Origin of the sequence: Bombella intestini, from assembly GCF_002003665.1 — a bacterium.
Lineage (GTDB): Bacteria > Pseudomonadota > Alphaproteobacteria > Acetobacterales > Acetobacteraceae > Bombella > Bombella intestini.
On record NZ_JATM01000006.1, the window covers coordinates 45222 to 71787 of the forward strand.

Sequence of the window (26566 nt, forward strand, 5' to 3'; positions counted from 1 at the left end):
GTATTTCAGGCTGATGTTAGTCTCCATGCCCCGGCGACGGCGGCATGAGGGAGTAAGTCCTGTCTGTCTTTATCAAGACAGGGAGGAAGGCGATGTAGATCAGGGTGCCCTGCTGACAGGGGGCGTATTTCGCTTCGGCCAGAAGACCTACAGCCTGCCCTTGCGTGGTGTCTGGCAGACTAATAGCTGGCCGGATGATGTCCGCCGCTGGTTCTATGGCTTCGATTGGTTGCGGGATCTGCGGACGCTCGGGACGAATGGGGCTCGGCTTTTAGCCCGGTCTATGGTGGCCTCATGGGCGGATCGCCCGCCAACTGACTCGGTCGCACGGGAAAGTGGCGTGATGGGGCGGCGGCTGGCTAATTGGTTGGGGCATTATGAATTTTGCCTCTCCACCGCCACGGAGGGGACACAGCAGCTGGTTTTGGATGCCGCCGTGCGGGAGGCTCGTCGCCTTTCAGCTATGTTGCCTCTGCCGCCCACGGGGTGGGAAGGGCTGGTCGCCTTGCGGGGGCTGCTGGCTGTTTATATGGCTGTGCCGTATTATGATGGTTTCTTCAAACGGTTTGAGCAGCAACTTCCGCTGGAATTAAAGCGTCTGATGGGTGAAGACGGCATTACCGCCGAGCGCAGCCCGGAGGCACAGTACCGGTGCGTGCAGGAGCTGACAGCCATTCAGGGTATGTTCAGCACCTTGCAATGGATGCCGCCGGATTGTGTGCCGGTGATGTTAGGCCGTGCCTGTGCTGTATTGCGGGCGTTTTGTCATGGTGATGGCGGGTTAGCCCTGTTCAATGGCTCGCAGGAGCGTGGCGCAAAAGCTGTGCAAGACCTGCTGGAACAGGCAGAACGCTATAGGGTTGTTGCGTCTAGCATCAGCAAAGGTGGGTTTGCTCGTCTGACAGCAGGGCGGGCATTGTTGCTGGTGGATGCCGCCGCTCCGCCCTCTGCTGGGATGGATCGTCTGGCTCATGCCGGGACATTGTCTTTTGAATTTTCCCATTATCGGCAGCGGTTGTTTGTCAATTGCGGTGCAGCGGAGGGGGGCGCTTGGCAGCGGGCCCTCCGTGGTTCTGCCGCCCATACGATTCTGGTTGTGGATGGGGAATCTTCGTCTGATTTTGGGGAGGATGGCCATGTGACCCGCCGCCCCTCACAGGTGCGCTACGAAGAGAAACGACAGGGCCGCACGCAAGAACTGCACTTATCACATAATGGATATTATCCATCTTATGGGGTCATCTGGTTCCGTTCCCTGTTTCTGGCTCCGTCTGGTGAGGAACTCAGAGGGCAAGAGGTGGTGGAAGGTGAGCGGGATGTGCCCTTTACGTTGAGGTTTCACATTCATCCCGATGTCCGTGTGGAGCGGGAGGATGATGAGATTCTACTCCATGCCCCGTCAGAGATATGGCGTTTCCATCAGGTGGGTGGTGTGCTGGCTCTAGAAGAAGACCTGTATATGGGCCGTGGTGTGCCAGAGCAGACATCCCAGATCATTGTTCAGTCTCTACCGGGCCGGACTGTGCCAGTGGTGGGGGGTGCAGCCGATGCTAGTAACAGGGCCACAAAGCCCCCCAAACGCCAGCAGAGGGTGGAATGGGTGCTGGAGTATGTGCCTCTTTAGAGGGATTGCTGGGGTGTATTCTTGCGGATGATGGTCTTCTGGTGGGGGTCATACTCGTAAAGGTGGAGTGTGCCTTCCTGTATGAGGTGGGCTGCCTGACCAATCAGGGCAGCGGGTAGCAGGAACCATTCCTGGGGGTAGATCAGCTTCCCCATACGGTCATGGACGTGCAGTTTCGCCCGTGAGGGAGCGAAAAAGCGATGAAGGCAGTCTTCCACCTTGCGATAGGAGAGATTGACCAGCGTATAGGTGGCCACAATATCCACCGGTGCCATGAGGAAGGTAGGGTCATTGCGGGCATCGGCAACCCGGCGGCGAACATCACCGCTGGTGACACCAATCTTATAAAGTTCTCCACGTAGTTTACGGATGGCCGGAATATCGGAGAGAGAGCGGGCAACATAAATGGTACCGGTGGCGTTGGTGATAGTTTCGCTACCGGCGAGTGGCCCAAGGCCGATGCGGGATATGAGGCGGGCTGTCTTATCTTCTGTTAAGGACTTGCGGAAGGACGACATAAGCGGGTCACTTTCCGTCCCATTGGAGAAGATAATGCGCAGGCGATGTTCTCGGTCGCCGTGGCGATAGGTCTTTTCATATTTCTCGGCGACATAGGCAATGAGACCATTACGGATGAAGAAGTCGCCTTCCGCAGGTTCAAGAATCTGGTTCTTCTTTATACGCTTTGCTTTGCGGGTGCCGTTGGCTATTTCCTGCTGCACAGCCTCGAACAGGGCCTCATAATCTTGAAAATTGGCGCAGGGCGTGATGAAGGCTTGATGCTCTGGCACGGCCCGTTCCGCAGCAGGGCTGGAGTGCCGGAGTGTGAAGAGGCTGTCATCTATGTCCAGGCTATCATCATTGAGGATATCATCCAGTGATTGGGGGATATCCGTAAAGGCCTGTTCATCCCGCCAGTCGGGTAGGGTTGGGGAGGGGGGGGTGGACTCGGCAAGTAGCCCCAGCTTGTCAGCCTCCTTCATGGCTGGGGATGGGGTTTGCGCCATACGAGTCCATGCCGCTGCAAGGCACATTTCGTCGTGATCTTCTGCCTTGTTATCTGGGAACCTGCCGTGCTCTTCGTAAAAACGGCTCACCTGTTCTAGAAGATCCAACTCTGTTTTGCGGGTACCTCGCCCCTGTTGAGATGGTGAGGCATCGTCCATAAGTAGGCCGAGTTCGTCATCCTCAGCGAAAATATCTTCCAGTGTGAGGCGTTTCATAGGGTTAGTCCTGCCGCTGGCGTGCTTTGGCTTTGGCTTTGCTAAGATAAAGCCGTACGATAGCAAGGCGTTGTTCTAGTTCGTCGGGTGAATGGGGGTCGGGGTGGCGACCTTCCTGTAAGCAGAAGGCCCGGAAACGGGGCCAGAGGATTAGAGCTTCCTCATCTGTCATGGGGTAATTCTGGGCGGTGAAAGCGGTCTTGATCTGCGCTAGCAGGGGGGCGTCCATATCACGGGAGATGATCTCAAACCGTTCCTGAAAACAGTTGACGCTGTCGATCAGCTCCATGTCGATATCTTTTACATTGATGAGCCGCCTGACGAGGCTGAGCAACGTGTTAGGCGCACTGGCTGTCTTTTCGTCCTCTGTGGTGGGGCTTGGGCCAATGTCGGGTGAAGGCCTGTTCTCATCGGGGGTGGGTGGAGTGATGTCTTCCTCCGGGAGGGTTTGCCGGGCCAATGTGGAAAGATTGATGCGAGCAGAAAGCTGTTGCCGGACAGATTCCGTCTCATCTTTTGTTAGGTCGGGGTAGCGTTTCTCGATGATGCCAGTCAGCATGGGCTGGTTGAGGACTTCCGGGGCTGTGCTGGGGTTTAGGGCACGGCTGGACATGTGTTGATGGGTGGTAGCGACGAGGTCGTTCATGTCCCGTTCGCAGATGTCACGGGCCCGCTGGGTTGGGGGTTCATCAAGATTGTGGATGCCAATGGTGACATGCCCCTGTGCATCCGTGCTGACAGGCGCACGGATATCGCTATCCTCCCGCCTGTAGAACTTGAAGTTGGGTGCCAGAACCTGCTCCATGAGTAGAGAGCCTGAAATGGCCTTGAGCATGTCATTTACGGCATCCTGCACGGCCTGTGTTTCCACTCCCGGCTCGGCGACCAGATTGGTAAAGACAGCCCGTGTTTTGGCGGGTGCGTCCCGTGTGGCTCGGCCGATAATCTGGACGATCTCCGTCAGGGAGGAGCGGTAGCCTATGGTCAGGGCATGTTCGCACCAGACCCAGTCAAACCCTTCCTTAGCCATGCCGAGGGCGATGATGATGTCCACCTTGGCCCGGTCGGCTTCGTCATCCCGTTTGCCATCTGGCCCGGTGATGGTTTTGGCAAGGCTGGCCTTGATGAGGTCCCGGTTGGGGCCATCATCCACAAGGTCAGCCACTTTGAGCAGCTGGCCATCAGGCCGGCGGACCAGATCAAACCCGGTTTCTGGGTCCCGTCTCTCAATCGTGCCGATGAGGTCGATGATCTGCCCGACCTCATTATATTTATCGTCAAAGGCCTCGGATGACCCACGGTGCGGAATATGGATGATGGTCTTACGTGTGGGGTCCAGAACATCCTTTAGCCCGTTGATGTAGGTCCCTTTATAGAACTCGTAGGAGATGCCCAGTTTCTTGAGGAACTCATACCCCTCTAGCTGTTCGTAATAGCTGTAGGTAATGGGGGTGAAGCGGCTTTCATCTTCCGGGCGGAGAACGGGGATGGAATCCCCTCGGAAGTAGCTGCCCGTCATCGCCATGAGGTGGCAGCGGTCCCGGCTCAGCAATTCCCGCAGGATGAAGCCGAGGCGGTTATTATCCCCCGCTGAGACATGATGAAACTCATCCACAGCGATGAAGCAGGAATCGAAACGCTCCACACCATCTTGTGCGATGACGGCATCATACCCAAAGCGGAAGGTAGCATGGGTGCAGACGAGCACCTGCGCCTTGTCATCCTGTAGAAAATCTTGAAAAGCCCGCACCTTGCGGGGGGAGCTTTCGTCACTGTCGAGGCAGAGATTCCAGCGGTCTTCCACCACCCAGTCACATTCAAAACCGGGGAGGGATGTACTGCGGAAGGAGCCGCCGATGGAGGTCTCCGGCACGCAGATGATGGTTTTTTCCACGTGCTGATGGCGCATCTTGTCCAGCGCGACGAACATGAGGGCACGGCTTTTCCCGGCGGCGGGCGGGGCCTTGAGGAGAATATGCTGGGCCTGCCGAACATTATAGACACGCTCCTGCATGGGGCGCATCCCCTGTGCGTTGGTGCCTGCCTTGCTATGGCCATAGGTCATGGTGAGCATGTTTGCCATCGGGTCAGCCCTCCTGCTTTTTTGTTGTGGAGCGTTTTTTGCGGGCAGTCTGTTTCTTCCGGCTTTGTGCCACACGGGCAGCATAGCGGCGGAAGAGATGTTCAAGCCGCTGTGTATCGTTAGTGAAGGGCTGGCCCTTGTTATACAGCCCCTCCAGCAGGGCATCATTGGCCTGATGGGCCTCCCAGAGATCGGCAGGCATTTTGTCCGGGTCGTACAGTTCGGCCAGAGACTTGTCGAAATAGGACGCCCGTACCCGCATGATCGCCCGCCCGGACTGCTTCAGGGCCTCTTTGTCTGCCTCCGTGAGGGCAGGCACGGGGAAGGTGTGCCAGCCGAGCGTGTTGGAATAGCGGAAGTCTGTTTTCAGTTTGCCGCAGATTGAGGCCGCCCATGCCAGATGGAGGCGGGAAACCAGAAGGGCAAAGCACCATTCCGGCGCATCATAGAGGACGAAGTTGAGGTTGGAGGAAATTGTGTCAGACTTGACCCGTATGGTCGGAAGATAGGGGCGGCGTTCCGAGCTGACACTGGGAATGAGGTAGGCGTGGTTTTGTGGGGCGTCATGCTCCCTGAACTGCCAAGGGCGGTCCAGCAGTTTGGGATTTTTTTGAGCTTCTTTGATTTTAAATGTACGAGCTTCAAGAGTGGCATCTATGCGATCCGCAATAAGGCTGATCGATTTGGCTTCTTCAATATCTCTATCATCAATCCAGAGGCAATAACGCTCAAGGTCGTTGATTGCTTCTTTAGACCCCATGAAACGCCGGATGAAGGGCGCAGCCTGTGGGGTCTGTTGCAGGAGCTTGTCCTTCTCTTCTGGTGAGAGGATGAGATGGCCGTTATCAACGGGCATGTTGCCTTTTACCATTTCAGGAAGGCCGAAGAGGCTTTTGCTAGCTTTTTCTACGAAGACATCCGGAGCATCGAGCAGATAGGCATTGATGTTTGTGGCCTGATGCTCCGTCTCCCCGGTGAAGAGGCGTTTTAGTATTGTTGTGGTCTTGGTTTCCGGGCGGTTTCTCAACCCGACAATGATGCAGATGACAGCGGCATTATGGCTGGCATTATTGCGCCATTTAAAGGAGGTATGGGCGAAGCTGATTTCTAACGCTTCTCCCAACAAATCGGGCCAGAGAGCATTGACGGCTTGCCCCTGGCAGAGCGAGTTGGTGGAAACTAGAGCGGCCTCTGCCTGTCGTCCCTGAATATAGCGGGCAGCTTTGAAGAACCATGCTGCCACATAGTCCAGCCCCTTATAGTTTTTTACGGAGCCGGAGAAGGTGATGGCCATGTCGGCTTTCTGCTCTGCATTCTGGTAGTTCGAACCCAGAAACGGCGGATTGCCGATGATGTACACCAGCTCACCATCCCCCGGTGGCGGGCAGACGGCCTCCCAGTCGAGCCGCAGCGCATTACCGCAGACAATATGGGCGGCCTCCCGCAGTGGCAGGGGGGCAATGGCCCGGCCAAAACGCTCGGCAAAGAGGGCATTGGCCTGATATTCCGCAATGAACAGGGCCAGCTTGGCCGTTTCTACGGCAAAATCGGCACATTCTATGCCATGAAAATTGGCAATCGGGATGGTAGAAAATAGCTCCATCGTGTTATTGCCGTTCAGCGTGGCCAGCCGTTGCAGGATGGTCATTTCCAGCTCTCGCAGCTGGCGATAGGCAATGACAAGAAAATTCCCGGAGCCACAGGCGGGGTCAAAAATATGGATATGACCGAGCTTATGCAGGAGTTTCTGTAGGGCTGCGGGTTTGTCCCAGTCCTTCTGGATCTCGCTGCGCAGACCATCCAGAAAAAGAGGGTCGATGACTTTGCGGATATTGGGGACGGATGTGTAATGCATCCCCAGTTCGGCCCGGATGCCCGTATCCGCAACAGATTGGATCATGGAGCCGAAAATATCGGGGTTGATGTCCTTCCAGTCCAGCGCGCAGGCATCTTTCAGGTAACGGAAGGCCGTAACATCAAAGGTTGGTATGGTGATGTCACCAGCAAATAGCCCGCCATTGACGTATTCCAGCGGGGCTGTCCAGTCCGGCAGGTGGCTGCGTTCATCTTTCGGCAGGTTCATGGCTTCAAACCCGGCCTGAAGGACAGTGTGCAGGGCCTCGCCTTCTTTCCCGCCATAGTCCAGCACCATGCGGCTGAACTGGTCTTTAGGGAAGATGCCGACATCCTCGGAGAATAGGCAGAAGATCAGCCGCATCATGAACTGGTTCATAATGTGTGTATGGCTGGGGTTCTTCCACTCCGGATTATGCCGGATGAGGGCATCATAGAGCTTGGCCAGCTTGCCCGTTGCCTGCACGTCAACGGGGTTTTCCTCTACGGCCCGGTAACGCTCCTTACCAGCAGCGGGGAGGAAGAAGCCAAAATGTTTGGCCATTTCATCCAACTGGCAATGCAGGCTCTCCCCGCTGGCAGGGTGAAAAGCGGCCAGCATGGTACCATCTGTTGTGAGGAGAATGGCCGGCTTTGCCTGCTTGTTGCGGGGCGAGGCCTTCAACTGGTCCAAAACGGCATCAACTGTCGCCTGTTTCGTTCCCCCCGCAGGGGCAAAGTGGAAGCGGCGGCTTAGCAGCACGCCACCGGGGAGGTCGGAACGGTTGGTCGCACCTTTGCGGAGCTTATCTACGGTTGCTTTTGCGGCGTCCGTAGCGAGTGCAAAGTCGTAGGGAAATATACTGCCATCAAAGGGCTGAGATGCGAGGTCCGAGAGAGCATCATAGATTTCGGTCGGATTCATAGCATCAGTCCTTTAGTAAGAATAAGGAAGAAGCGAATCACATACCGTCAGTTTTGTCCAGATACGCTACTGCATAGCATGTAGTCGGAGAGGGCGGTAATGCCTCTCCGACTGTATAACGTGACTTTACCCAACCCGGACGAGGATATGCTTCTTCTTGCCAGAGGAAAGTTTTAGCGTACCATCCGTTAGGTCGGCAGATGTGATGATTTGGTTCTCATCCTTAATGACCACATCATTCAACCGGGCACCACCCCCACGGATGAGACGGCGGGCTTCGCCACCGCTGGCGGCCAGTCCGGCTTCTGCAAAGAGTTTGAAGGCCGGCATACCCTCAGCAGGTAGGCCGGAAGAGAGCGTGACTTCCGGTAGGGCTGCCTGCACGCTCCCCTGTTCAAACACTTTGCGGGCCGTCTCGGCAGCTTCCTCGGCGGCTTCCCGACCGTGACAGATGGCCGTGGCCTCGGTGGCCAGAATCTTCTTGGCTTCGTTGATCTCTGCCCCTGCCAGTGCACCGAGACGCTCACATTCTTCCACGGGCAGGTCTGTGAACATTTTGAGGAAGCGGCTGACATCGGCATCCTCGGTATTGCGCCAGAACTGCCAGTAATCAAACACAGGCCGGCGTTCCTTGCGGACCCACACGGCCCCGTTGGCGGACTTGCCCATCTTGGCACCGGAGGATGTGGTGACGAGGGGTGTCGTCAGCCCGAACAGGCGGGCACCGTCGGTGCGGCGGGCAAGGTCGATGCCGGAGACGATGTTGCCCCACTGGTCAGAGCCGCCCATCTGGAGGATGGCCCCGTGGCGGCGGTGCAGCTCCCGGAAGTCGAACGCCTGAAGGATGGAGTAGTTGAACTCCAGGAAAGTCAGCCCCTGTTCCCGGTCTAGCCGCTGCTTTACGCTCTCAAAGGAGAGCATCCGGCTGACAGAGAACTGCACACCGACATCCTGAAGCAGGCCGATGTAAGATAGTTTATCCAACCAGTCCGCATTATTGACGAGACGGCACTTATCATCATCAAAGTTCAGGAACTGCCCAAGAGAAGCCCGCAGACCGGCGAGATTATGGGTGATAGTCTCATCCGTCATCAGGGAGCGGGCTTCATCACGGAAGGACGGGTCACCAATCTTTGCCGTGCCGCCGCCAATCAGGGCGATGGGGTTGTGCCCGTGTTTTTGGAGCAGCCGTAGCATCATGATCGACATGGCATTGCCCACATGCAGGGAGTCTGCCGTGGGGTCAAAACCGATATAGGCCGTAATGGGGCCAGCCAGCATGAGTTCATCCAATGCTTCGAAATCTGTGCACTGGAAGATCATGCCACGGGCTTTTGCTTCCCGCAGGAATGGGCTTTTAAGCGTTATATCGGTCATGAAGGGCCTTCTTCCTGGTAGATGTCCTGTCGGCAGGGTGTGGGTAGTTAGCCGACAGCTTCTGCAGCGGGCTCGGGCATTAGGGTGTCTTCGGGGGCGAAGAGATTCCGCTGCCGGGTTGTCACGTGGTCTTCCAACGCATCGGCAATCAGTTCTGCCTGTTGGGAGAAGATGTGATCGGCCTCGGGGAAGACCCGGTAATCAACCGTGACATTCTTCTGCGTGTTGAGCTTGTCCACCAGTTTATGGATGACAGGCTCCGGCGCCATGCTGTCCTTGCCGCCAGCAATCATCAAGCCGCTGCACGGGCAGGGGGCAAGGAAGTTGAAGTCATAATCATCAGCCGGAGGAGCAACGCTGATCCAGCCACGGATTTCCGGGCGGCGCATAAGCAGCTGCATTCCTACGAAGGCACCGAAGGAGTACCCGGCAATCCACAACTCGGAGGAGTTGGGGTTGATCATCTGCATCCAGTCTAGCGCAGCGGCTGCATCGGAGATTTCCCCGATTCCCCCGTCATAACGCCCCTGAGAACGACCAACACCACGGGAGTTGTAACGCAGGACAGAAAAGCCCATTGTCTGGAAACGCCGATACATGGTGTAGGCGATTCGATTGTTCATCGTCCCCCCATGCAACGGATGTGGATGGATGATCAGGGCAAGCGGGGCGTTTGGGTCTTCAGAGTGATGGTAATGGCCTTCGAGCCGCCCGTCCGGGCCGGCAAACATGACTTCAGGCATGCGTCTCTCACCTTTTTGTCCACCCATTGCCCGTTGAAGGACCAGAGTGGTTGTGCAAACCGATAATGCCCGGGTCCTGTCCGGGGCCCGGGCATAATTTTACGCCCCGGTCAGAAGGCACAGCCCCAGTCCGGGAGGAACATACCGGCGTTGTATATCGGTTCCACCCTCGCAATTTCTACCAAAATCGACTCTTCTCTTCTGGTTTTTTCAAAATGGTAAAGAAGATTGTATCTATCATCGGTCATGAGCATGGCTTGTTGTAGAGTGTTTAGACAAGGCATGACTCTATGCGTTTCAGGCAGAGCAGAAGGGGTTTTTCATGATTCAGGAGGCGGCTTTGCGGCAGAGTCCTGTCTATCTCGATGCTAATGCAACCGAGCCCCTGCGCCCTGCTGCTCGGGAGGCTGTATTAGCCGGGTTGGAGCAGACAGGGAATCCGGCGTCTGTTCATGCGGCAGGGCGTAAGGCCCGTATCATGCTGGAAGAAGCCCGCAAGCAGATGGCTGTAGCGTTTGGCAGAGAGGCTGACTGCTGCGTTTTTACATCGGGGGGAACAGAGGCGGATACGCTTGCCCTGCATGGTTTTGGGCGTGCGGAAGGCCGTGCCATTCTCATCGGTGCTACCGAGCATGATGCCATCCGTAAAGCCGCCCCTGATGCTGCCCTTATCCCAGTAGATGGGCAAGGTGTGATTGATTGCACGGCATTAGAAGAGATGCTGGCGACCCGTACCGCCGGGGAGGGAGTACAGCGTGGGCCATTGGTCTGCATTATGGCCGCTAATAATGAGACGGGGGTATATGCGCCTTTGCAGGATGTGGCCGCCCTTTGCCGCCGCTATGGTGCGTTTCTTCATGTGGACGCTGTACAGGCTGCTGGCCGGATGCGGGAACGGGATGAGTTCTCACAGGCTTTGAAGGATGGTTCGCTGGCCGGGGCTAGTTTAGCCCTGTCCGCCCATAAGATGGGTGGCCCCAAAGGGGCGGGGGCTTTGATTCTGCCAGAAGATAGGCCTCTATCCCCTCTGTTGCCCGGTGGTGGGCAGGAGAGGGGACGGCGGGGCGGTACGCCAGCTCTTGCCCTGCATAAAGGCATGGTCGCCGCCTTTGAGGAAAGCCAAAAGCAAGATTGGGCCATGTTGGAATCCCTCCGGGATGAACTGGAGTCCATCATGGCGCAAGCCGGAGCCCTCATCATGGGGCGCGGTGTGGCCCGCTTGCTCAATACCATCAGTGCTGTTCTTCCCGGTGTAACGGCCCAGATGCAGCTGATGGCGTTGGATATTGAAGGGTATTGCGTGTCTGCTGGTTCGGCTTGTTCGTCTGGCAAAGTGTCTCGGTCTCATGTGCTGGAAGCCATGGGGCAGGGGGAGGCCGCCGGACAGGCCATTCGTGTATCTTTGCCGTGGAATGTGAGGGCTGAGGATGTCAGGACATTTGGGCACGCTTATGCACGTATGGCACAGCGTTTTGCTGAACGTGGCTTGTTGAAAAGGCCTGCTTCCTTGGGAGGAGTAGATGATCGGTAAGGGGCAGTGTCCGTCTGATGGGGTGATCTATTTGGACTATCTCGCCACAACCCCTTGTGACCCCGCTGTGGTGGAGGCGATGCTACCGTGGTTTATGCAGCATCCTGCCAATGAGGGGAGTCTGCATGTGCCGGGGCGGCGGGCAGAAGAAGCTGTGGAGCAGGCCAGAGCAGAGCTTGCCGCAGCACTTCACGTTAGTCCGCAAGAACTGATTTGGACCTCCGGAGCCACAGAATCCAACAATCTGGCTATTAAGGGGGCGGTTCGTTTTCTGAAAGAACAGGGTGATAAGCGGAGGCGCATCATCACCGTGGCAACGGAACATAAATGCGTGCTGGAGAGTGTTCGCTCTCTGGCGGATGAAGGGTTCGAACCCGTCATCCTGCCCGTGGAGCCGGATGGTCGCTTGTCGCCTGATTGTCTGGAAGATGCTTTGAAGACGCCCGCCCTGCTGGTCAGCATCATGGCGGCGAATAATGAGACGGGCGTGGTACAAGACCTTGCCTCTCTCATACCGCTGGTAAAGCAGGCTGGTGCTCTACTGCACGTGGATATGGCCCAGATGTTCGGTAAGCTGCCTTGTATGTTGGAGGGAGTCGATCTCGCTTCAGTCTCGGCACATAAGATATATGGTCCCAAGGGGATTGGTGCCTTGTATGTCCGGCGGCGGCCCCGTGTGCGGCTTGCCCCCCTGTTTTCTGGCGGAGGGCAGGAGCGTGGCATGCGCTCTGGCACGTTGCCTGTGCCGCTGATTGTCGGCATGGGGACGGCTGCCCGCCTCGCCGTGGAGACACAGCTTGCGGAGGCAGACCGTCTTGCGGGCTTGCGGGATAGGCTGTGGCAGGGTATGCGGCAGCTGTTCCCGGTGGTGTATCTTAATGGTGCACCGGCCCCACGGCTGCCGGGCGTCTTGAACATATGCCTGCCCGCTGGGCTGGAAGCACGGCAAGCTCTGGCCCTTGTGCCGGGGGTTGCTTTTTCATCAGGTTCGGCCTGTTCGGCAGCATCCGGGGCCCCGTCCTACGTTCTGAAAGCGATGGGGTTGACGGATGCAGAGGCACGCAGGAGCTTGCGCCTGTCGGTAGGACGTTTTACCTCGGCAGGTGATGTGGAGTGCGCAGTGGCCCGTTTTGGGCAGGGCTTTGCCGGGCGGTAAAGGCTACTGCATGGATACAGGGAGTGAGGGATTTATGCCCCGGATGGTTTTTGTTGAGCGTGATGGTAGCCGCCATGAGGTGGAGGCACAGGCTGGTCTTTCCGTGTTGGAGATCGCCCATGAAAATAATATTGACCTCGAGGGTGCCTGCGAAGGGTCACTGGCCTGCGCCACCTGTCATGTGATCGTGGACCCCGCTTGGGCAGACAAGCTGAAAAGCCCGAATGATGATGAGGAAGATATGCTTGACCTCGCCTTTGGTCTGGAAAAGACTTCCCGCCTTGGCTGCCAGATCGTCATGACGGACGAGCTGGATGGTCTTGTTGTTCATCTTCCTAAGGCCGGTTGAGGTTTCTGACCATGCGTATCCTTGTGGCTATGTCCGGTGGGGTGGATAGTTCCGTCGTGGCAGCACTGCTGAAACAGCAGGGCCATGAGGTTATCGGGGCAACTCTGCAACTTTACGATCATAGTGGCCCGGCCAAGCCCGGTGCTTGTTGCGCTGGGCGGGACATTATGGATGCCCGCATGGTCGCCGAGCGTATCGGTTTTCCGCATTACGTTATTGATGCAGAAAGCCGCTTCCGGGAAAGTGTGATCGAGAGTTTCGCCGATTCTTATGCCAGAGGGGAGACACCTGTCCCCTGTGTGGCCTGCAATCAGGGTGTCAAATTCACGGACCTTCTGAATATGGCACGGGACCTTGGCTGTGAGGCTATGGCGACTGGCCATTATGTGCGCCGTGTAGAAGGCCCGGAGGGTGTAGAAATGCACCGTCCTGTGGACCGGGACCGGGACCAGAGCTGGTTCCTGTTCGCTACCACCCGTGAGCAGCTTGAATTTCTACGCTTTCCACTCGGTGAGATGCCCGATAAAGCCCATGTACGGGCCTTGGCGGAGGAGCTGGGGCTGGATGTGGCGACAAAGCGGGACAGTCAGGATATTTGTTTCGTGACGAACGGTTCCTACGCCGGGTTGGTGGAGAAGATGCGGCCTGAGATCGAAGGGCCGGGCGATATTGTGGATGAAAAGGGTAATGTGCTGGGCCGGCATGAGGGTATCGCCCGCTATACGGTTGGGCAGAGCCGTCGTCTGGGGGACATTCACACCGGCACGGGTGAGAGGCAGATGGTCACAGCTATTGATGTCCCCTCCCGCCGCATTATCGTTGGCCCTCGCCAGACATTAACCAGTGATGAGAGCCGCCGGATTGTTCGTCTGCGGGACATGAATTGGCTGATCGATGCCCCACCAGAGGGTGTCCGTTGTGGTGTACAGCTTCGTGCACGGGAAGGGCTGCGGCAGGCCCTTGTACGCCCTCTGGAAGACGGCCGGGCCGAAGTGCAGTTGGAGGAACCGGCTCTGCCTGCTCCGGGGCAGGCCTGTGTAATGTATGCAGGTGACCGGGTGTTGGGTGGCGGCTTTATTCTCGCTGACCGGTGAATTGAGATGCTTGCAAAGGGGAGCGGAGAAATCCGCTTTCCATCACGCATTCTTTATCCTTGATTAAAAGTGACGTTTTCCCGCCATTTTGGGCTGGGGGCTTCTAGGGCGGGGAATGGATATTCCTTACTTTGGGGAATGGCTGGCCTTTAGGAATGTTTCGACTTCCCAATATATTTTGCATGAATCCTGTTTTTGGATATGGACAAAGCCCCATGTTTCATGGTCTGGCTGGATGTAGAGAAGTTCTTTCTCCACAACAACAGGAAGTGATTGTCACGCTCTCAGCTTGAAGGTTTGGTATGGCTTATTTTGCACGTCATTTTGGTTCATTGCCGGAACGTTCTGCCCTGCGGAAGGCCATTGCCGAGAAGATACGGTATCCGGAACAGGCCTGTGTGGAAGCCCTGCTTCCCGATGCTGAGCTGAAGTTCGATGAAGAACGGGTCGCCGGTAGAATCAGCTTGGCACTGGCTCGTGCCCTGCGCGATCACCGTAAGCCCGGTCTGGTGGAAACGCTGGTACAAGAATTCAGCCTTGGCTCTGCCGAAGGTGTGGCCCTGATGAGCATGGCAGAGGCCCTGCTGCGGACACCCGACCACGAAACGCGTGATGCCCTGATTCGGGATCAGGTCGGCGTAGGTGACTGGCTCTCCCATATGGGGCGGGAGAGTGGCCTGATCATTAATGCCGCCTCGTGGGGGCTGGATATTACAAGCCGCCTGATTGCTCCCCAGAAGCGCATGAGTGTGATTCACAACATGCTGCGTAAACGTGGTGAGCCGGTCGTCCGCAAGGCTGTGCAGTTCGCTATGCAGATGATGGGCCAGCAGTTCGTGCTTGGTCAGACCATCGAGGGAGCCTTGAAGGATTCCAGCAAGCGGCAGGCACAGGGCTTCACCTACTCTTACGATATGCTGGGTGAGGCTGCATTGGACCGTACCGATGCTGAGCGTTATCAGGCCGCCTATCATGCTGCTCTGGAAGCCATCGGGAGCCGTGCCACGGGCGAGGCGGTTTATGACCGTCCCGGTCTGTCCATCAAATTGTCCGCTCTGCACCCCCGTTATGAGCGTGCCAAGCGTGAGCGTGTGCTGGGCGAGCTGCTGCCGACCGTCAAGGCTCTGGCCGTGCGTGCTAAGCACTACAATATCGGCCTGAATATTGATGCTGAGGAAAGCGAGCGGCTGGATATCTCTCTGGATATTCTGGAAGCCCTTTGCCGTGATCCTGAGCTGGCCAACTGGGATGGTATCGGTTTCGTTGTGCAGGCTTATGGTCGCCGTGCCGCTACTGTGCTGGATTACATCATTGCCCTTGGTCGTGAGACCGGGCATCGCCTCATGGTTCGTCTGGTCAAGGGAGCCTATTGGGATACCGAGCTGAAGAAGGCTCAAATTGATGGCGTGCCGGACTTCCCGGTTTTCACTCGCAAATGTCATACGGATGTTAGCTACATTGCGTGTGCCCGTAAGTTGCTGGGTGCGACCGATGCTGTGTTCCCGCAGTTTGCCACGCATAATGCCCGCACGGTGGCTTCTATTTATGCCATGGCTGGTACGGACTTCCATGAAGGGCAGTACGAGTTCCAGTGTCTGCACGGCATGGGTGAAGCCCTTTTTGAGCGTGTCGTAGGCCCGAAGAATCTGGATCGTCCGTGTCGTATCTATGCTCCGGTTGGAACATATGACACGTTGCTGGCCTATCTAGTCCGCCGTCTTCTGGAGAATGGGGCTAACTCGTCCTTCATCAACCTGCTGGGCGACCCGAACATTTCGCTTGAGAAACTGGTGGAAGACCCGGTTCAGGTCACACGCTCCTACAGCCCGGTCGGTGCGCCGCATCGTGAGATCAAGAAGCCGCTGGATATGTTCGAGCCAGAACGGCGGAACTCAAAGGGTATGGACCTGAACGATGATTTCGTTCTGGCTCATCTCGGAAAAGAGCTGGATACTCTGCCAGAGACCTACGAGGCTACACCGCTTGTGCCGGGTCTTGGTGAGGCAGAACGTCCGGTTCATCCAGTAACCAACCCGGCAGAGCGTAGCGATCAGGTTGGTCAGGTGACCTTTGCCATCCCAGAGGATATCCCTCATGCCATGAATGTGGCGGAAGAGGCCTTTGCAGGTTGGGCAGCACGTTCTTCTGATGAACGTGGCGAGATTCTCGAACGGGCAGCTGATCTGCTTGAAGAACGCTACATCGCCTATATGGGTCTTGCTGTGCGTGAAGCTGGTAAGTCCTACCCCAATGCTGTGGCCGAGGTGCGTGAGGCTATCGACTTCCTGCGTTATTATGGCGGCATGGTCCGGCGGGAATTCAGCAATAAGACGCATCTCCCGCTGGGGACAGTCGTTTGCATCAGCCCGTGGAACTTCCCGCTAGCTATTTTCCTTGGACAGGTTTCTGCTGCTTTGGCCGCTGGGAACACTGTTCTGGCCAAGCCAGCAGAGGAAACACCGCTGATTGCTATGGAGGCTGTCAAGCTTCTGCATGAAGCAGGCGTGCCGAAAGAGGTTCTCCAGTTCCTGCCTGGTGAAGGTGATGTGGGCGCCGCTATGGTGGCCGATAAGCGTGTTGCTGGGGTGATGTTCACTGGTTCCACAGTCGTGGCGCAGATCATTGCTCGTCAGCTCGCAGGCCGTCTGGGGCGGAATGGTCAGCCGGTACCGCTCGTGGCGGAGACAGGCGGGCTGAATGCGATGGTGGTTGATTCCTCTGCTCTGCCGGAGCAGGTAGTCAAGGATATCGTATCTTCCGCATTTGATAGTGCCGGTCAGCGTTGTTCGGCTCTGCGTGTGCTCTGTGTGCAGGATGATGCAGCCGATCGTATCATTTCCCTCTTGAAGGGAGCCATGGAAGAGCTGCGCATTGGTATCCCGGCTAAGTTGGCTACGGATGTGGGGCCGGTCATCAGTGAGGTGGCTCGTAAAGGTATTGTAGATCATATCGAGGCACTGCGTGCCCGGAATCATCCGATCTTCCAGGCCCCAACCGTGGAGGAAGAAACCAAGGGTGGTACTTACGTTCCGCCGACCCTGATTGAGGTCAACTCCATTGCTGATGTGGGTGGTGAGATCTTCGGACCGGTGCTGCATGTGCTTCGTTATCGGCGTGAGGAGCTGGAAGCTCTGATCACCCGTAGCAACGCTGGTGGTTATGGCCTGACCTTTGGTGTGCATAGCCGTGTGCCGTCCCGGATCGAGTATCTGGTTGACCGGGTCGAGGCTGGGAATATCTACGTCAACCGTAACATCGTTGGGGCCATTGTGGGCGTTCAGCCGTTCGGTGGGCATGGGCTTTCCGGTACAGGCCCTAAGGCTGGTGGTCCGTTGGCTTTGCGCCGCCAGCTGGCTCATGCGCCGCGTACGCCGCTGGTGAAGGCGGATGCCATGCCTGCTATGGCTCGCTCATGGCTGCTGTGGCTGGGCACGGATGATCGTGAGCTTTCCCGTGAAGTAACGCCGTGGATGGATCATGGTCTGCTGGATTGCCGTCTGGAGTTGCCGTCCCCGGTGGGTGAAAGCAACACTTATACGCTAGAGCCCCGTGGCCGTGTGCTGATTGTCGCTGAGACTGTTCGTGGCCTGAAGCGTATGATCAGTTATGCTGTCAGCTGTGGTAACGAGGTTGTGGCTCTGGCCGCCCCGGCTGTGATCAAGTCTCTCGATACGTTGCCTGACGTTCTGCGGAATGTGATACAGCCAGCTGATTCTCTGGAAGATGTGGGGGGCTGCTCTCTCATCCTGACAGAGACCATCAATGAAGGTCTGTGGCAGATCGTCAGTGACCATCTGAAGAACCCGGATGCGCCAGTGCCGCTGGTGTATTGGGCGGATGAAGAGACGCTCCAGCCGGAGGCTCTGCTGCAGGAGAAGCTGGTAAGCATCAATACGGCTGCTGCTGGTGGTAATGCTGAGCTGATGACACTGAGCTGAGGGATTAGTTTAGAGGGATCGGGTTATTGATCGACCCGATCCTTCATTTAGAACAGTGTTTCTGCCGTAGGGTAGAATAAAAAAACGGGTGGGAGAGATTGGCTCTTCCACCCGTTTTTTATTGTGTTGGCGGGAGTAGGTAGCCCGTCTTGAATTGTTCTTTAGCTTGGTATTTTTGTCTTCGGTAAGGGGAGACAGCCATCCGGTGTGGCAACCCGGAGGAAGTTAGCCAATTCCCGGAAAGAGGTTGCCCGTGGGTCGGAAGGACGCCAGACGAGGCTGATGGTCCGCCGCGCTTCGGTCTCGCTCAGTTCCCGGATGGTCACGAGGTCATCGAACTCTTGACGGTTATTTAGGGCTAGGCGGGGAATGAGGGAGAATCCCTCTCCAGCCCCGATCATGTGCCATAGCATTTCCAGACTGGTGGCCAGCCGCTGATCCTGTGAACGGAAATTGCTGGGGCAGAGAGACAGGGCTTGATCCCGCAGGCAGTGTCCATCTTCCAGCAGCAGCAGGTCTGGCCGGGCTAGATCGGAAATGGAAAGATGTTTCTTGCTTGCCAGCTCATGATCCTTGGGGAACACTGCTAGAAAAGGCTCTTGAAAAAGCGGTGCATGTTCCAGGGATTCGGTGGCTGCCGTAGGTGCCATGAAGGCAACGTCCAAGTCCCCCTGTCGGAGTGACTGCACCAGATTAGGAGTGGTATTCTCGTTCAGTCGGAGGCCCAGTTGGGGGTATTTCTGGCGCAGGCGCGGCAGCAGGCCGGGAATGTAATACGGCCCAAGGGTAGGAATCACACCGATATGCAGCAGGCCATCCAGCGGGCCGGTATGGGCACGGGCAACTTCCAGAAGGTTGCGGGCTGAGGCCAGTACGTCCCGCCCTAATGCGATGAGGCGTTCTCCTTCCGGAGTGGGAGCCACATGCCGACGGGAACGTTCGAACAGGGTGACATTAAGGAGCTGCTCCAGCTTTCTTACCTGCTCGGAAAGCCCAGCCTGACTGACGCCGCAACGTTCAGCCGCACGGGAGAAATTGCGCAGGTCATCAACTGCAACGACGTATTCGATGTCCCGGAGGGACAGACCGGAGAGAGGAACATAGGACATGGTAATACCAATAAGCTGAGTCGGTGACAGGGCCAAGGGAAAAAGACTCAAATCATACAGGTAGTGATAATGATTCTTAATTATACTGATAACAACCCTCAATTAGACGGTTTTGTGGCAATGGGATAGGAAGGAAACAAGCTTGACATTCCAAAGGTTGGGCTGTCCCTTTGGAGGGGCATCCGCAGGCCCTGCGGAGGTCTATGATTCTGAAAGTGAATGAGGAGGTTTCCATGCCTGCTATTGGTTCCGAGATTAAGCCGTTTACCGCCCAGGCTTTCCGTGATGGCAAGTTCCTTCAGGTGTCCGATGCCGACCTGCGCGGCAAGTGGTCTGTTGTGTTCTTCTATCCGGCTGACTTCACCTTTGTCTGCCCGACAGAGCTGGAGGACCTTGCTGAGAACTACGCTACCTTCCAGAAGATGGGCGTTGAGGTCTTTGGTGTTTCCACAGACAAGCACTTCACCCACAAGGCATGGCACGACACATCCCCGGCCATCGGCAAGGTGCAGTACACCATGATCGGTGACCCGTCCGGTGATATCGCTCGTAACTTCGATGCTCTGCGTGCCGATGGCAGCCACACAGCTGACCGCGCCACGTTCCTGATCGACCCGGAAGGTAAGATCCAGTACATCGAGATCACCTCCGAGGGTGTGGGCCGTAGTGCTGCTGAGCTGCTCGACAAGATCCGTGCTGCTCAGTACATCGCTGCTCATCCGGGTGAAGTCTGCCCGGCCAAGTGGAAGGAAGGCGGCGATACCGCAACCCTGAACCCGTCCCTGGACCTGGTCGGTAAGATCTGATCACGCCCTGAAAACGGGAACTCTGGTGGGGGCCTCTCCCCACCTATGAGGGGAGGCGTGCTGTAGCGGTGCGCCTCCTTTTTTATGGACCATTCCTCGGCTTGTCGCACCTAGAGGACTAGAGAGTCTGGAGAGAGAATTCATGCTGAACGACGAACTCAAAGGCCAGCTGAGAGGGTACCTCCAGCATCTGCGCCACGATATTATCCTTGTTGCCAGCCTTGATGAGGGTGACAAGTCCCGTGAGATGAAAGAATTTCTTAATGAAATTTCCGAACTCTCTGATAAGGTTTCCTATCAGGAAGGTGGCAATGATGCCCGTCGCCCGTCCTTTCTGATCCGCGCTGCAAACTCCGATGTGCAGGTTTGCTTCGCCGGGATCCCGATGGGTCATGAGTTCACATCTCTGGTTCTGGCTCTGCTGCAGGTCGGTGGTCATCCGCCGAAGGTCGAGGCTGAGCAGGTAGCGCAGATCAAGGCACTGAAGGGTGAATTCCACTTCGAAACCTATTTCTCCCTGTCCTGCCATAACTGCCCGGATGTCGTGCAGGCTCTGAACACGCTGAGCGTTCTGAACCCGAACATTCGTCACACGGCCATTGATGGCGCCCTGTTCCAGGACGAAGTGAACGAGCGTGATGTGCGTTCCGTTCCGCAGGTTTTCCTGAATGGTGAGCGTTTCTCCACAGGTCGCATGGAACTGCCGGAGATTCTGGCTAAGATCGACACCGAGGGTGCTGCTAAGGCTTCCGAGAAGCTGAATGATGAAGCACCGTTCGATACACTGGTGATCGGTTCCGGTCCGGCTGGTTGTGCTGCTGCCATCTATACGGCTCGTAAAGGCGTGCGTACCGGTCTGCTGGCTGAGCGTTTCGGTGGTCAGGTCATGGATACGGCTGGTATTGAGAACTTTATCTCCGTCCCGGAGACAGAAGGTCCGGCTCTGGCTAAGAATCTGGAACAGCACGTCCGCAGCTATGATGTCCGTGTTATCACGGCACAGCGTGCCGCTAAGCTGATCCCGGCTGAGAAGGAAGGTGGCCTGCATGAGGTCGTGTTGGAGAGCGGTGCTCACCTGAAAGCTCGTACCATCATCGTGGCAACAGGTGCCCGTTGGCGTCAGCTGAACGTGCCGGGTGAGGAAGAATACCGCACACGGGGCGTTGCTTACTGCCCGCACTGTGATGGTCCGTTCTTTAAGGGTCGTCCGGTGGCCGTTGCTGGCGGTGGTAACAGTGGTGTCGAAGCCGCTATCGACCTCGCCGGTATCGTTTCCCGTGTGACACTCCTTCAGTATGACCCGGTTCTGACGGCTGATGAAGTCTTGCAGAATAAGGTCCGTAGCCTGCCGAATGTCGATATCGTTGTGAATGCCCGCACGACTGAGATTCGTGGTGATGGCCGCAAGATGACCGGCCTGAGCTGGCAGGATGTTAAGGATGGTAGCGACCACAGCATCGATGTAGATGGTATCTTCGTCCAGATCGGTTTGCTGCCCAACACGGACTGGCTGAAGGGTGGCAGCATCGAGATGTCCCGTATCGGTGAGATCGGTATTGACGAGCGTTGCCGCACATCCATCCCTGGTGTGTTCGCTGCTGGTGATGCCACAACGGTGCCGTACAAGCAGATCATCGTTGCCATGGGTGAAGGTGCTAAGGCGGCTCTGTCTGCCTTTGATCATCTCATCCGGGTACCTGCTGCCTCTTGAGACGCTGACAAGCTTGGGCTGCCTCTGATGAGGTAGCCTGAGTGGATGGTTTGATGAAAAGACCGGCCTGTTTTAGGTCGGTCTTTTTTTATGGGTTATGACCGGAAAAGATCAGGATGGGGCTGTAGGTCCATGATGCCCAATGTCGAGAGCTGGCTGTGATGGAGTAGATGCACACCGGTGGCATGGGCAAGCTGGCGAGCTGGGCGAGTATAGCCCGCATTGGAGACAACGGCTGCATAATGGGCCTGACGATGCTGCCGTGCCGTGAAAATTTCTTGAACGGCCTTATTCCCCACGGGGCGGCTGTACAGTTTACATTGTACAACAAGCCGAACGTTGTTTTGTTCGGCAATAATATCTGCCCCCTGATCGGCCCCGGGTGGCGTGGGATGTGCTTGCCACCCTGCCTGACGTAACAGACTGGCGCAGAAGCGCTCGTAATCCAGCGGGTCCATGTTGGCACTGAACCGCCGTATTGTGTTCCCCTCTGCGGCGTTTGGGGGCAGAGGGATCGGGTCTTGGCTCTGCTTGAGAAGGAGCTTCGTCACACGCTTGATGCGTTGGAGGGTCCGCTGTTGCAGGGATGGCCAGAACTCTGCCAGATTTTCCTGCATTAGGCAGTTGAGGAGAATACTCTGGCAGAAATAATCTAGTTCTTTTTGCCAGCATTTGTGATCCACAACCCCGTAATGGTCCTCGGTTAGGCAAGTCTGCTGACGTTGGACAAGGGTATATTGGTGCCGGGCAATAAGATGGCAAAGAAGTTGCCATGCCTTGCGTTTACGCTTTACCCGATGACGGTACTGGAACCATAGGATCAGGAAAAAGACGAGGAGAAGAAAGTCCGCCGGAAGGATGGCGATGCCGTGTCCGGGAAGGAAGGACGGCGAGCTGGTAGCGACTTTGTGGTGGATGGCGTGAGAAAACGGGCCCGGAGGGGAAAAGTAACCGCCATTCGGTTTTCCCGCCATGCCTACCTTTATCCTGTGGGGGAAGAGGACTGGTGCCGACACTCGGAATTGAACCGAGGACCTACTGATTACGAATCAGTTGCTCTACCCCTGAGCTATGTCGGCGTCCGGTCGAGCCTATACAGAAAAAGGAGCGGTCAGGCAATGGTATGTGTAGAATATTTATGGATAAAAGCCCGAAAGGGGGTTGCAGCCTCCTGTGTGGCGGCGCAAGAGGGATGAATGTTCAGGAAAGACCGTTTTCACAAGGGGTTGTGGAGTCAGGGTGGGGCCTGCTCCATGCTGCGGCATGACGTGGATCAACCTCCCCTCAAGGTTGTGGCAGGGGTGGATGAGTGTGACGTCTGCGGCCTCTTTCAGCATGTTCCCCATCTCCGGCCGGGCTATGTGCAGACATGCGCCCGCTGTGGGGGGAATATGGCCCGCCGGCGCAGGACATCAGAGATTGTAGGGCCTCTGGTATTCTGCCTTTCATCGTTGGCCCTGTATATCGTGCTGTTAGTCAGCCCGCTCATGGTACTGAATATCTATGGTCGGGAAAATATGGTTTCTCTTATGAGTGGCCCGATGGAAATGGCTCGGCAGGGTTTTGGGGGCATTGCCATACTGGTCGCACTGGCCAGTGTGTTTATGCCGGGTATTGTCCTCGTTTGCATGGCGTTGATCCTCTATGGGGCGTCCCGTGATGAAATGCCCCGCTGGGTTCGCCCTTTGTTGACGTGGTATGAGCGGCTGCGTCCGTGGTCCATGGTCGAGGTCTATGTCATTGGTTTGTTGGTGGCCTATACCAAGTTGGTGGATCTGGCTCTGGTTATCTTGCAACCGGGTGTCTATCTGCTCGGCGGGTTGATGGTCATGATGGCCGCTATGGATTCAGCATTTGATGCAGACATGATATGGAAGCACCGTTCTGTTAGAAGGCGTCGTGGTCTAGGCGTTTACATTGCAGAAGGGCGTCGCCTGCCACCGGAAAAGCATATGTTGTCCTGCCATGCTTGTGGGCTGGTGTTTGTGGCCCGTGGTCCGGTAGATAACGAGCAGGATATGGGGGATTGCCCCCGTTGTGGGCAGATTCTGCGGCGACGTAAGCGGAATAGCCTTCAGGCCACCGTATGTTTTTTGGTCGCTGCTTTTATTTTCTATATTCCGGCTAATCTGCTGCCGGTCATGTCTTTCATCAAGGTCGGGCATGGGAGCCCCAGCACCATTATCTCCGGGGTTATCCAACTCTGGGAGGCTGGCCTTTACTTCCTCGCTTTTCTGGTGCTTTTTGCCAGTATCACTGTGCCAGTACTCAAGGTTTTCCTGCTGGCCATGATGATTGGTTGCGAGTGTCGAGGAAAGGCATCGCAGAAATCGTTAAAACGCCTGACAGGCCTGTATAAGGTTGTGGTGTTCATCGGTCGTTGGTCGATGATTGATGTGTTCATGATCTCCATATTGGCGGCGGTGGTTCGGTTCGGTTTTATGGCGAGCGTGACAGCCGAGTTAGGCGTTGTCTTCTTCGCCCTTGTAGTGGTGTTAACTATTTTTGCTGCGGATCTATATGATCCTCGGCGTATGTGGGATGCTGCCGGGTATAACCAGCAGGGTCTGGACGTCTCTGTCCGGAACGGAGAAGAGGATGGGACTGAATTACAGGATATGGAGCCTGAAAAAGCGTGAAAGATGAGCATTTGAAGCGACATCAGGAAGACGGGCGTGGTGTGGAGGCCAATACTCGGCTGCCACGTTTTTCTGTACTTTGGATTATCCCCATTCTGGCTCTGTTGATTGCTGGGTGGCTGGCGTGGCGACATTTCGCCACCATGGGCCCACGTATCGTTGTGTCGTTTGATGCAGCCGATGGCATTGTTCCGGGTCAGACGCAGGTCAAGAATAAGGCGGTCACTCTCGGCGTGGTGCAGGGTGTATCTCTGAGTCCGGATATGACTCATGCCGATGTTACTATTCAGATGAGTGGGATTGATCCCCACACATTGAATGAGCATACCCGCTTTTGGGTTGTTAGCCCGCGTATTAATGGGGCCAGCATTACCGGGTTGGATACGCTCTTTTCTGGTGCCTATATCGCCATGGACCCGGGAAAACCGGGAGAAGGCCGGTATCAGAGCCATTTCAAAGGATTAGAAGCACCTCCCGGTATCCGTTCGGACAAGCCGGGCAGCACCTATTGGTTGGTTTCATCAAGTCTGGAATCGCTTGGAGCTGGTGCGCCTATTTTCTACCGGGATGTGCAGGTAGGTGAGATTCTGGGGTACACCATGCCACCGGGTGGGGAAGGGCCTCTCCTCATAAAGGCCTTTGTGAAGGCCCCTTACGACCACTATCTGAGGCAGGATAGCCGGTTCTGGAACGTATCCGGCATGCAGATTGGCTTTGGGGCTGGGGGAATGGATATTCGCCTTCAGTCGTTTCAGGCTCTTCTCTCCGGTGGTGTAGCGTTTGGCCGCCCTGATAAGGCGCAGATGGAGGATACGCCATCCGCCCTGCCCAATTCCGTCTTCCATCTCTATAAAACGAAGGAGGATGCGGATAATGCGCGTTACCGGCATAAAGTCCCTGTGCTGACCTATGTTGATACGGCGGTAGCCGGGCTGACAGAAGGTAGTAAGGTGACGATGTTTGGTCTTCAGGTTGGCCAGGTGACGGGTGTGCATCTGGAACTGGGAGATAAACGGCATAATCCTCGTGTCCGGGTGGAGATGCAGCTGGAGCCTGAACGTGTCATCGCTGATGATGAATTGGCGAGTGTTCAGAGAAGTGACCTGATCAGCGATTTTGTAGCGGAGGGTATGCGGGCTTCCGTTCAGAATGTCAGTTTCCTGACAGGGGAAGCTATGATTGCGCTCTCTTTCGTTCATGAGAAAGGCCATGAGTCACCAGAGGTGAAGCGTGAGAACGGCGTGGCCGTGATTCCAAGCCAGCCGGGTGGTATGGATAGTATCCTCCAGTCGGTTTCCACCATTACAGATAAGATATCAGCGATGCCGCTGACCCAGATCGGCGATCATCTGAATGATATCTTGATGCATAGTGATGAACGGCTCAGAAGTCCGGAGATCACACGTTCTCTTGCTGGTCTGAGTGGCTCTCTGGTAGCGTTGAATCATCTTCTGGATCACGCCGATGAGCACCTTCCAGAGCTGATGACGAACCTCAATGGAACATTGGCGCAGGCCCGTACGATGCTTTCCTCTTATGGAGGAAACCCTGACTTCCGTAGAAACCTTGAGGAGCTGATCGTCCAGCTGACACGGATGTCCCGCTCTTTCCATCAGTTGGCTGATTATCTGGATCATCATCCATCATCTTTCATTACCGGTCGGGGGCCTTGATCCATGATGCGTTTTTTCTGTCGTCCTACCTTGTCGTTTTTCCTTTTGGGGGCTGCCTGTCTGGGTGGAGGGATGTTGAGTGGGTGTAGCAGTACGCCCACCACCTATTATGTTCTGGCCCCGCAACCGGGATCTGCCGTTTCCCCCAGTGTGGGAGCGGCTCTGCCTCAGGCTATCGAAGTCCTCAAGCCTTCGATCACGTCTCGCTTGGATAGGGATGGCCTGCTGCGTGTGATGCGTGATTCTCAGGACCACATGGCTCCCGCCGCTGCTTGGAGTGAGCCACTGGATGAGATGATCGGTCATACTTTGGCGGCTAATCTGAGAGAGCGTCTGCCGGGGCATGTGCTGTTCTCTCAGAATGATTCTGTTGCCGTGACCGCTGGTGCCTATTTGGAGCTGAGTCTCTCACGTTTTGAACAGGATGTGTCCGGTCATGCGGTCATTACCGGTGTGCTATCCGCTCATCGGGCTGGAGCACCAGATTCGCAGGCCCGTGCTGTAAATGTGCAGTGGGTATCCCCGCAGCTGGTCGGTGCGCAGCCGGCGGATATGGTCCGGGTGCTAGCAGAGGGGGTCGGCGCCCTATCGGATCAGGCTATCCAGCTTCTGCTTTCCCTGCCGCCTCTTCCTGTTCATGAAGAGACTTCTTCTGACTTGTAAGGGAATAGTGCTGCTTTCGTAGTACAGAAAAGCCCCGTGTGGTCCTGAATGGGCCAGCGGGGTTTTTTTTATGGATATAAAAAAACCAC

At 56.2% G+C, this 26566-nt stretch carries 18 protein-coding genes and 1 tRNA gene; 11 read left to right on the top strand and 8 right to left on the bottom strand.

Annotation, left to right across the window (positions count from 1 at the left end; genetic code table 11):
• Positions 1-13: 13 nt before the first annotated feature.
• Positions 14-1624 (top strand): heparinase II/III family protein, encoded by a 1611-nt coding sequence (locus tag AL01_RS08805; RefSeq protein WP_077397177.1) that lies wholly within the window; start codon positions 14-16, stop codon positions 1622-1624.
• On the opposite strand, the gene AL01_RS08810 is transcribed toward AL01_RS08805, so the two are convergent.
• The 5 genes from AL01_RS08810 to AL01_RS08830 all read right to left on the bottom strand — a co-directional run bounded on the left by AL01_RS08810 (position 1621) and on the right by AL01_RS08830 (position 9808).
• On the bottom strand, positions 1621-2847 hold the full coding sequence (locus AL01_RS08810) for a GIY-YIG nuclease family protein (protein WP_077397178.1): 1227 nt from the start codon (positions 2845-2847) through the stop codon (positions 1621-1623). The genes AL01_RS08805 and AL01_RS08810 overlap by 4 nt on opposite strands.
• Before the next feature lie 4 nt (positions 2848-2851).
• Complete coding sequence (locus AL01_RS08815) at positions 2852-4930, bottom strand: DEAD/DEAH box helicase (RefSeq protein WP_077397179.1); 2079 nt, start codon at positions 4928-4930, stop codon at positions 2852-2854.
• Between the two features lie 4 nt (positions 4931-4934).
• A complete protein-coding gene (locus tag AL01_RS08820; protein WP_077397180.1) occupies positions 4935-7688 on the bottom strand; it encodes a class I SAM-dependent DNA methyltransferase in 2754 nt (917 codons plus the stop codon).
• Between the two features lie 126 nt (positions 7689-7814).
• Positions 7815-9065, bottom strand: a complete 1251-nt coding sequence (gene tyrS / locus AL01_RS08825; protein ID WP_077397181.1) for a tyrosine--tRNA ligase — start codon at positions 9063-9065, stop codon at positions 7815-7817.
• Positions 9066-9112: 47 nt separating this feature from the next.
• Positions 9113-9808, bottom strand: coding sequence for an alpha/beta hydrolase (locus tag AL01_RS08830; protein WP_077397182.1), 696 nt, complete (start codon positions 9806-9808; stop codon positions 9113-9115).
• Between the two features lie 322 nt (positions 9809-10130).
• On the opposite strand from AL01_RS08830, the gene AL01_RS08835 reads away from it, so the two are divergent.
• The 5 genes from AL01_RS08835 (at position 10131) to putA (ending at position 17876) form a co-directional block, all read left to right on the top strand.
• Positions 10131-11339, top strand: coding sequence for a cysteine desulfurase family protein (locus AL01_RS08835; protein WP_077397183.1), 1209 nt, complete (start codon positions 10131-10133; stop codon positions 11337-11339).
• Positions 11329-12495: a cysteine desulfurase family protein gene (locus tag AL01_RS08840; RefSeq protein WP_077397184.1), complete on the top strand. Its 1167-nt coding sequence runs from the start codon at positions 11329-11331 to the stop codon at positions 12493-12495. Before AL01_RS08835 ends, AL01_RS08840 begins: the two co-directional genes overlap by 11 nt.
• A 34-nt stretch (positions 12496-12529) precedes the next feature.
• Positions 12530-12844 carry a ferredoxin family 2Fe-2S iron-sulfur cluster binding protein gene (locus AL01_RS08845; RefSeq protein WP_077397207.1) on the top strand — a complete coding sequence of 105 codons (315 nt, stop codon included), beginning with the start codon at positions 12530-12532 and terminating at the stop codon, positions 12842-12844.
• Between the two features lie 11 nt (positions 12845-12855).
• Positions 12856-13938, top strand: coding sequence for a tRNA 2-thiouridine(34) synthase MnmA (mnmA, locus tag AL01_RS08850; RefSeq protein ID WP_077397185.1), 1083 nt, complete (start codon positions 12856-12858; stop codon positions 13936-13938).
• A 302-nt stretch (positions 13939-14240) separates the two neighbouring features.
• Positions 14241-17876, top strand: coding sequence for a bifunctional proline dehydrogenase/L-glutamate gamma-semialdehyde dehydrogenase PutA (gene putA / locus AL01_RS08855; protein WP_077397186.1), 3636 nt, complete (start codon positions 14241-14243; stop codon positions 17874-17876).
• A 161-nt stretch (positions 17877-18037) separates the two neighbouring features.
• Here the strand turns inward: putA and AL01_RS08860 are convergent, their stop codons facing one another.
• The gene (locus tag AL01_RS08860; RefSeq protein ID WP_077397208.1) at positions 18038-18985 is read right to left on the bottom strand and encodes a hydrogen peroxide-inducible genes activator; all 948 of its coding nucleotides are present in this window, start codon (positions 18983-18985) and stop codon (positions 18038-18040) included.
• Between the two features lie 233 nt (positions 18986-19218).
• On the opposite strand from AL01_RS08860, the gene ahpC reads away from it, so the two are divergent.
• Both ahpC and ahpF read left to right on the top strand, forming a co-directional pair.
• Complete coding sequence (gene ahpC, locus AL01_RS08865; RefSeq protein WP_077397209.1) at positions 19219-19791, top strand: alkyl hydroperoxide reductase subunit C; 573 nt, start codon at positions 19219-19221, stop codon at positions 19789-19791.
• Positions 19792-19933: 142 nt separating this feature from the next.
• Positions 19934-21502, top strand: a complete 1569-nt coding sequence (ahpF, locus tag AL01_RS08870) for an alkyl hydroperoxide reductase subunit F (RefSeq protein WP_077397187.1) — start codon at positions 19934-19936, stop codon at positions 21500-21502.
• A gap of 95 nt (positions 21503-21597) precedes the next feature.
• On the opposite strand, the gene AL01_RS08875 is transcribed toward ahpF, so the two are convergent.
• Positions 21598-22476: a restriction endonuclease gene (locus tag AL01_RS08875; protein WP_077397188.1), complete on the bottom strand. Its 879-nt coding sequence runs from the start codon at positions 22474-22476 to the stop codon at positions 21598-21600.
• A 30-nt stretch (positions 22477-22506) separates the two neighbouring features.
• Positions 22507-22581, bottom strand: a tRNA-Thr gene (locus AL01_RS08880).
• A gap of 117 nt (positions 22582-22698) precedes the next feature.
• Between AL01_RS08880 and AL01_RS08885 the strand changes: the two genes are divergently transcribed.
• The 3 genes from AL01_RS08885 to AL01_RS08895 are packed head-to-tail and all read left to right on the top strand — an operon-like array spanning position 22699 to position 26477.
• Positions 22699-24141: a paraquat-inducible protein A gene (locus AL01_RS08885; protein WP_077397189.1), complete on the top strand. Its 1443-nt coding sequence runs from the start codon at positions 22699-22701 to the stop codon at positions 24139-24141.
• Complete coding sequence (locus AL01_RS08890; RefSeq protein WP_077397190.1) at positions 24138-25814, top strand: PqiB family protein; 1677 nt, start codon at positions 24138-24140, stop codon at positions 25812-25814. The genes AL01_RS08885 and AL01_RS08890 overlap by 4 nt, the downstream gene beginning before the upstream one ends.
• A gap of 3 nt (positions 25815-25817) precedes the next feature.
• Positions 25818-26477: a PqiC family protein gene (locus AL01_RS08895; RefSeq protein WP_077397191.1), complete on the top strand. Its 660-nt coding sequence runs from the start codon at positions 25818-25820 to the stop codon at positions 26475-26477.
• Positions 26478-26566 lie beyond the last annotated feature (89 nt).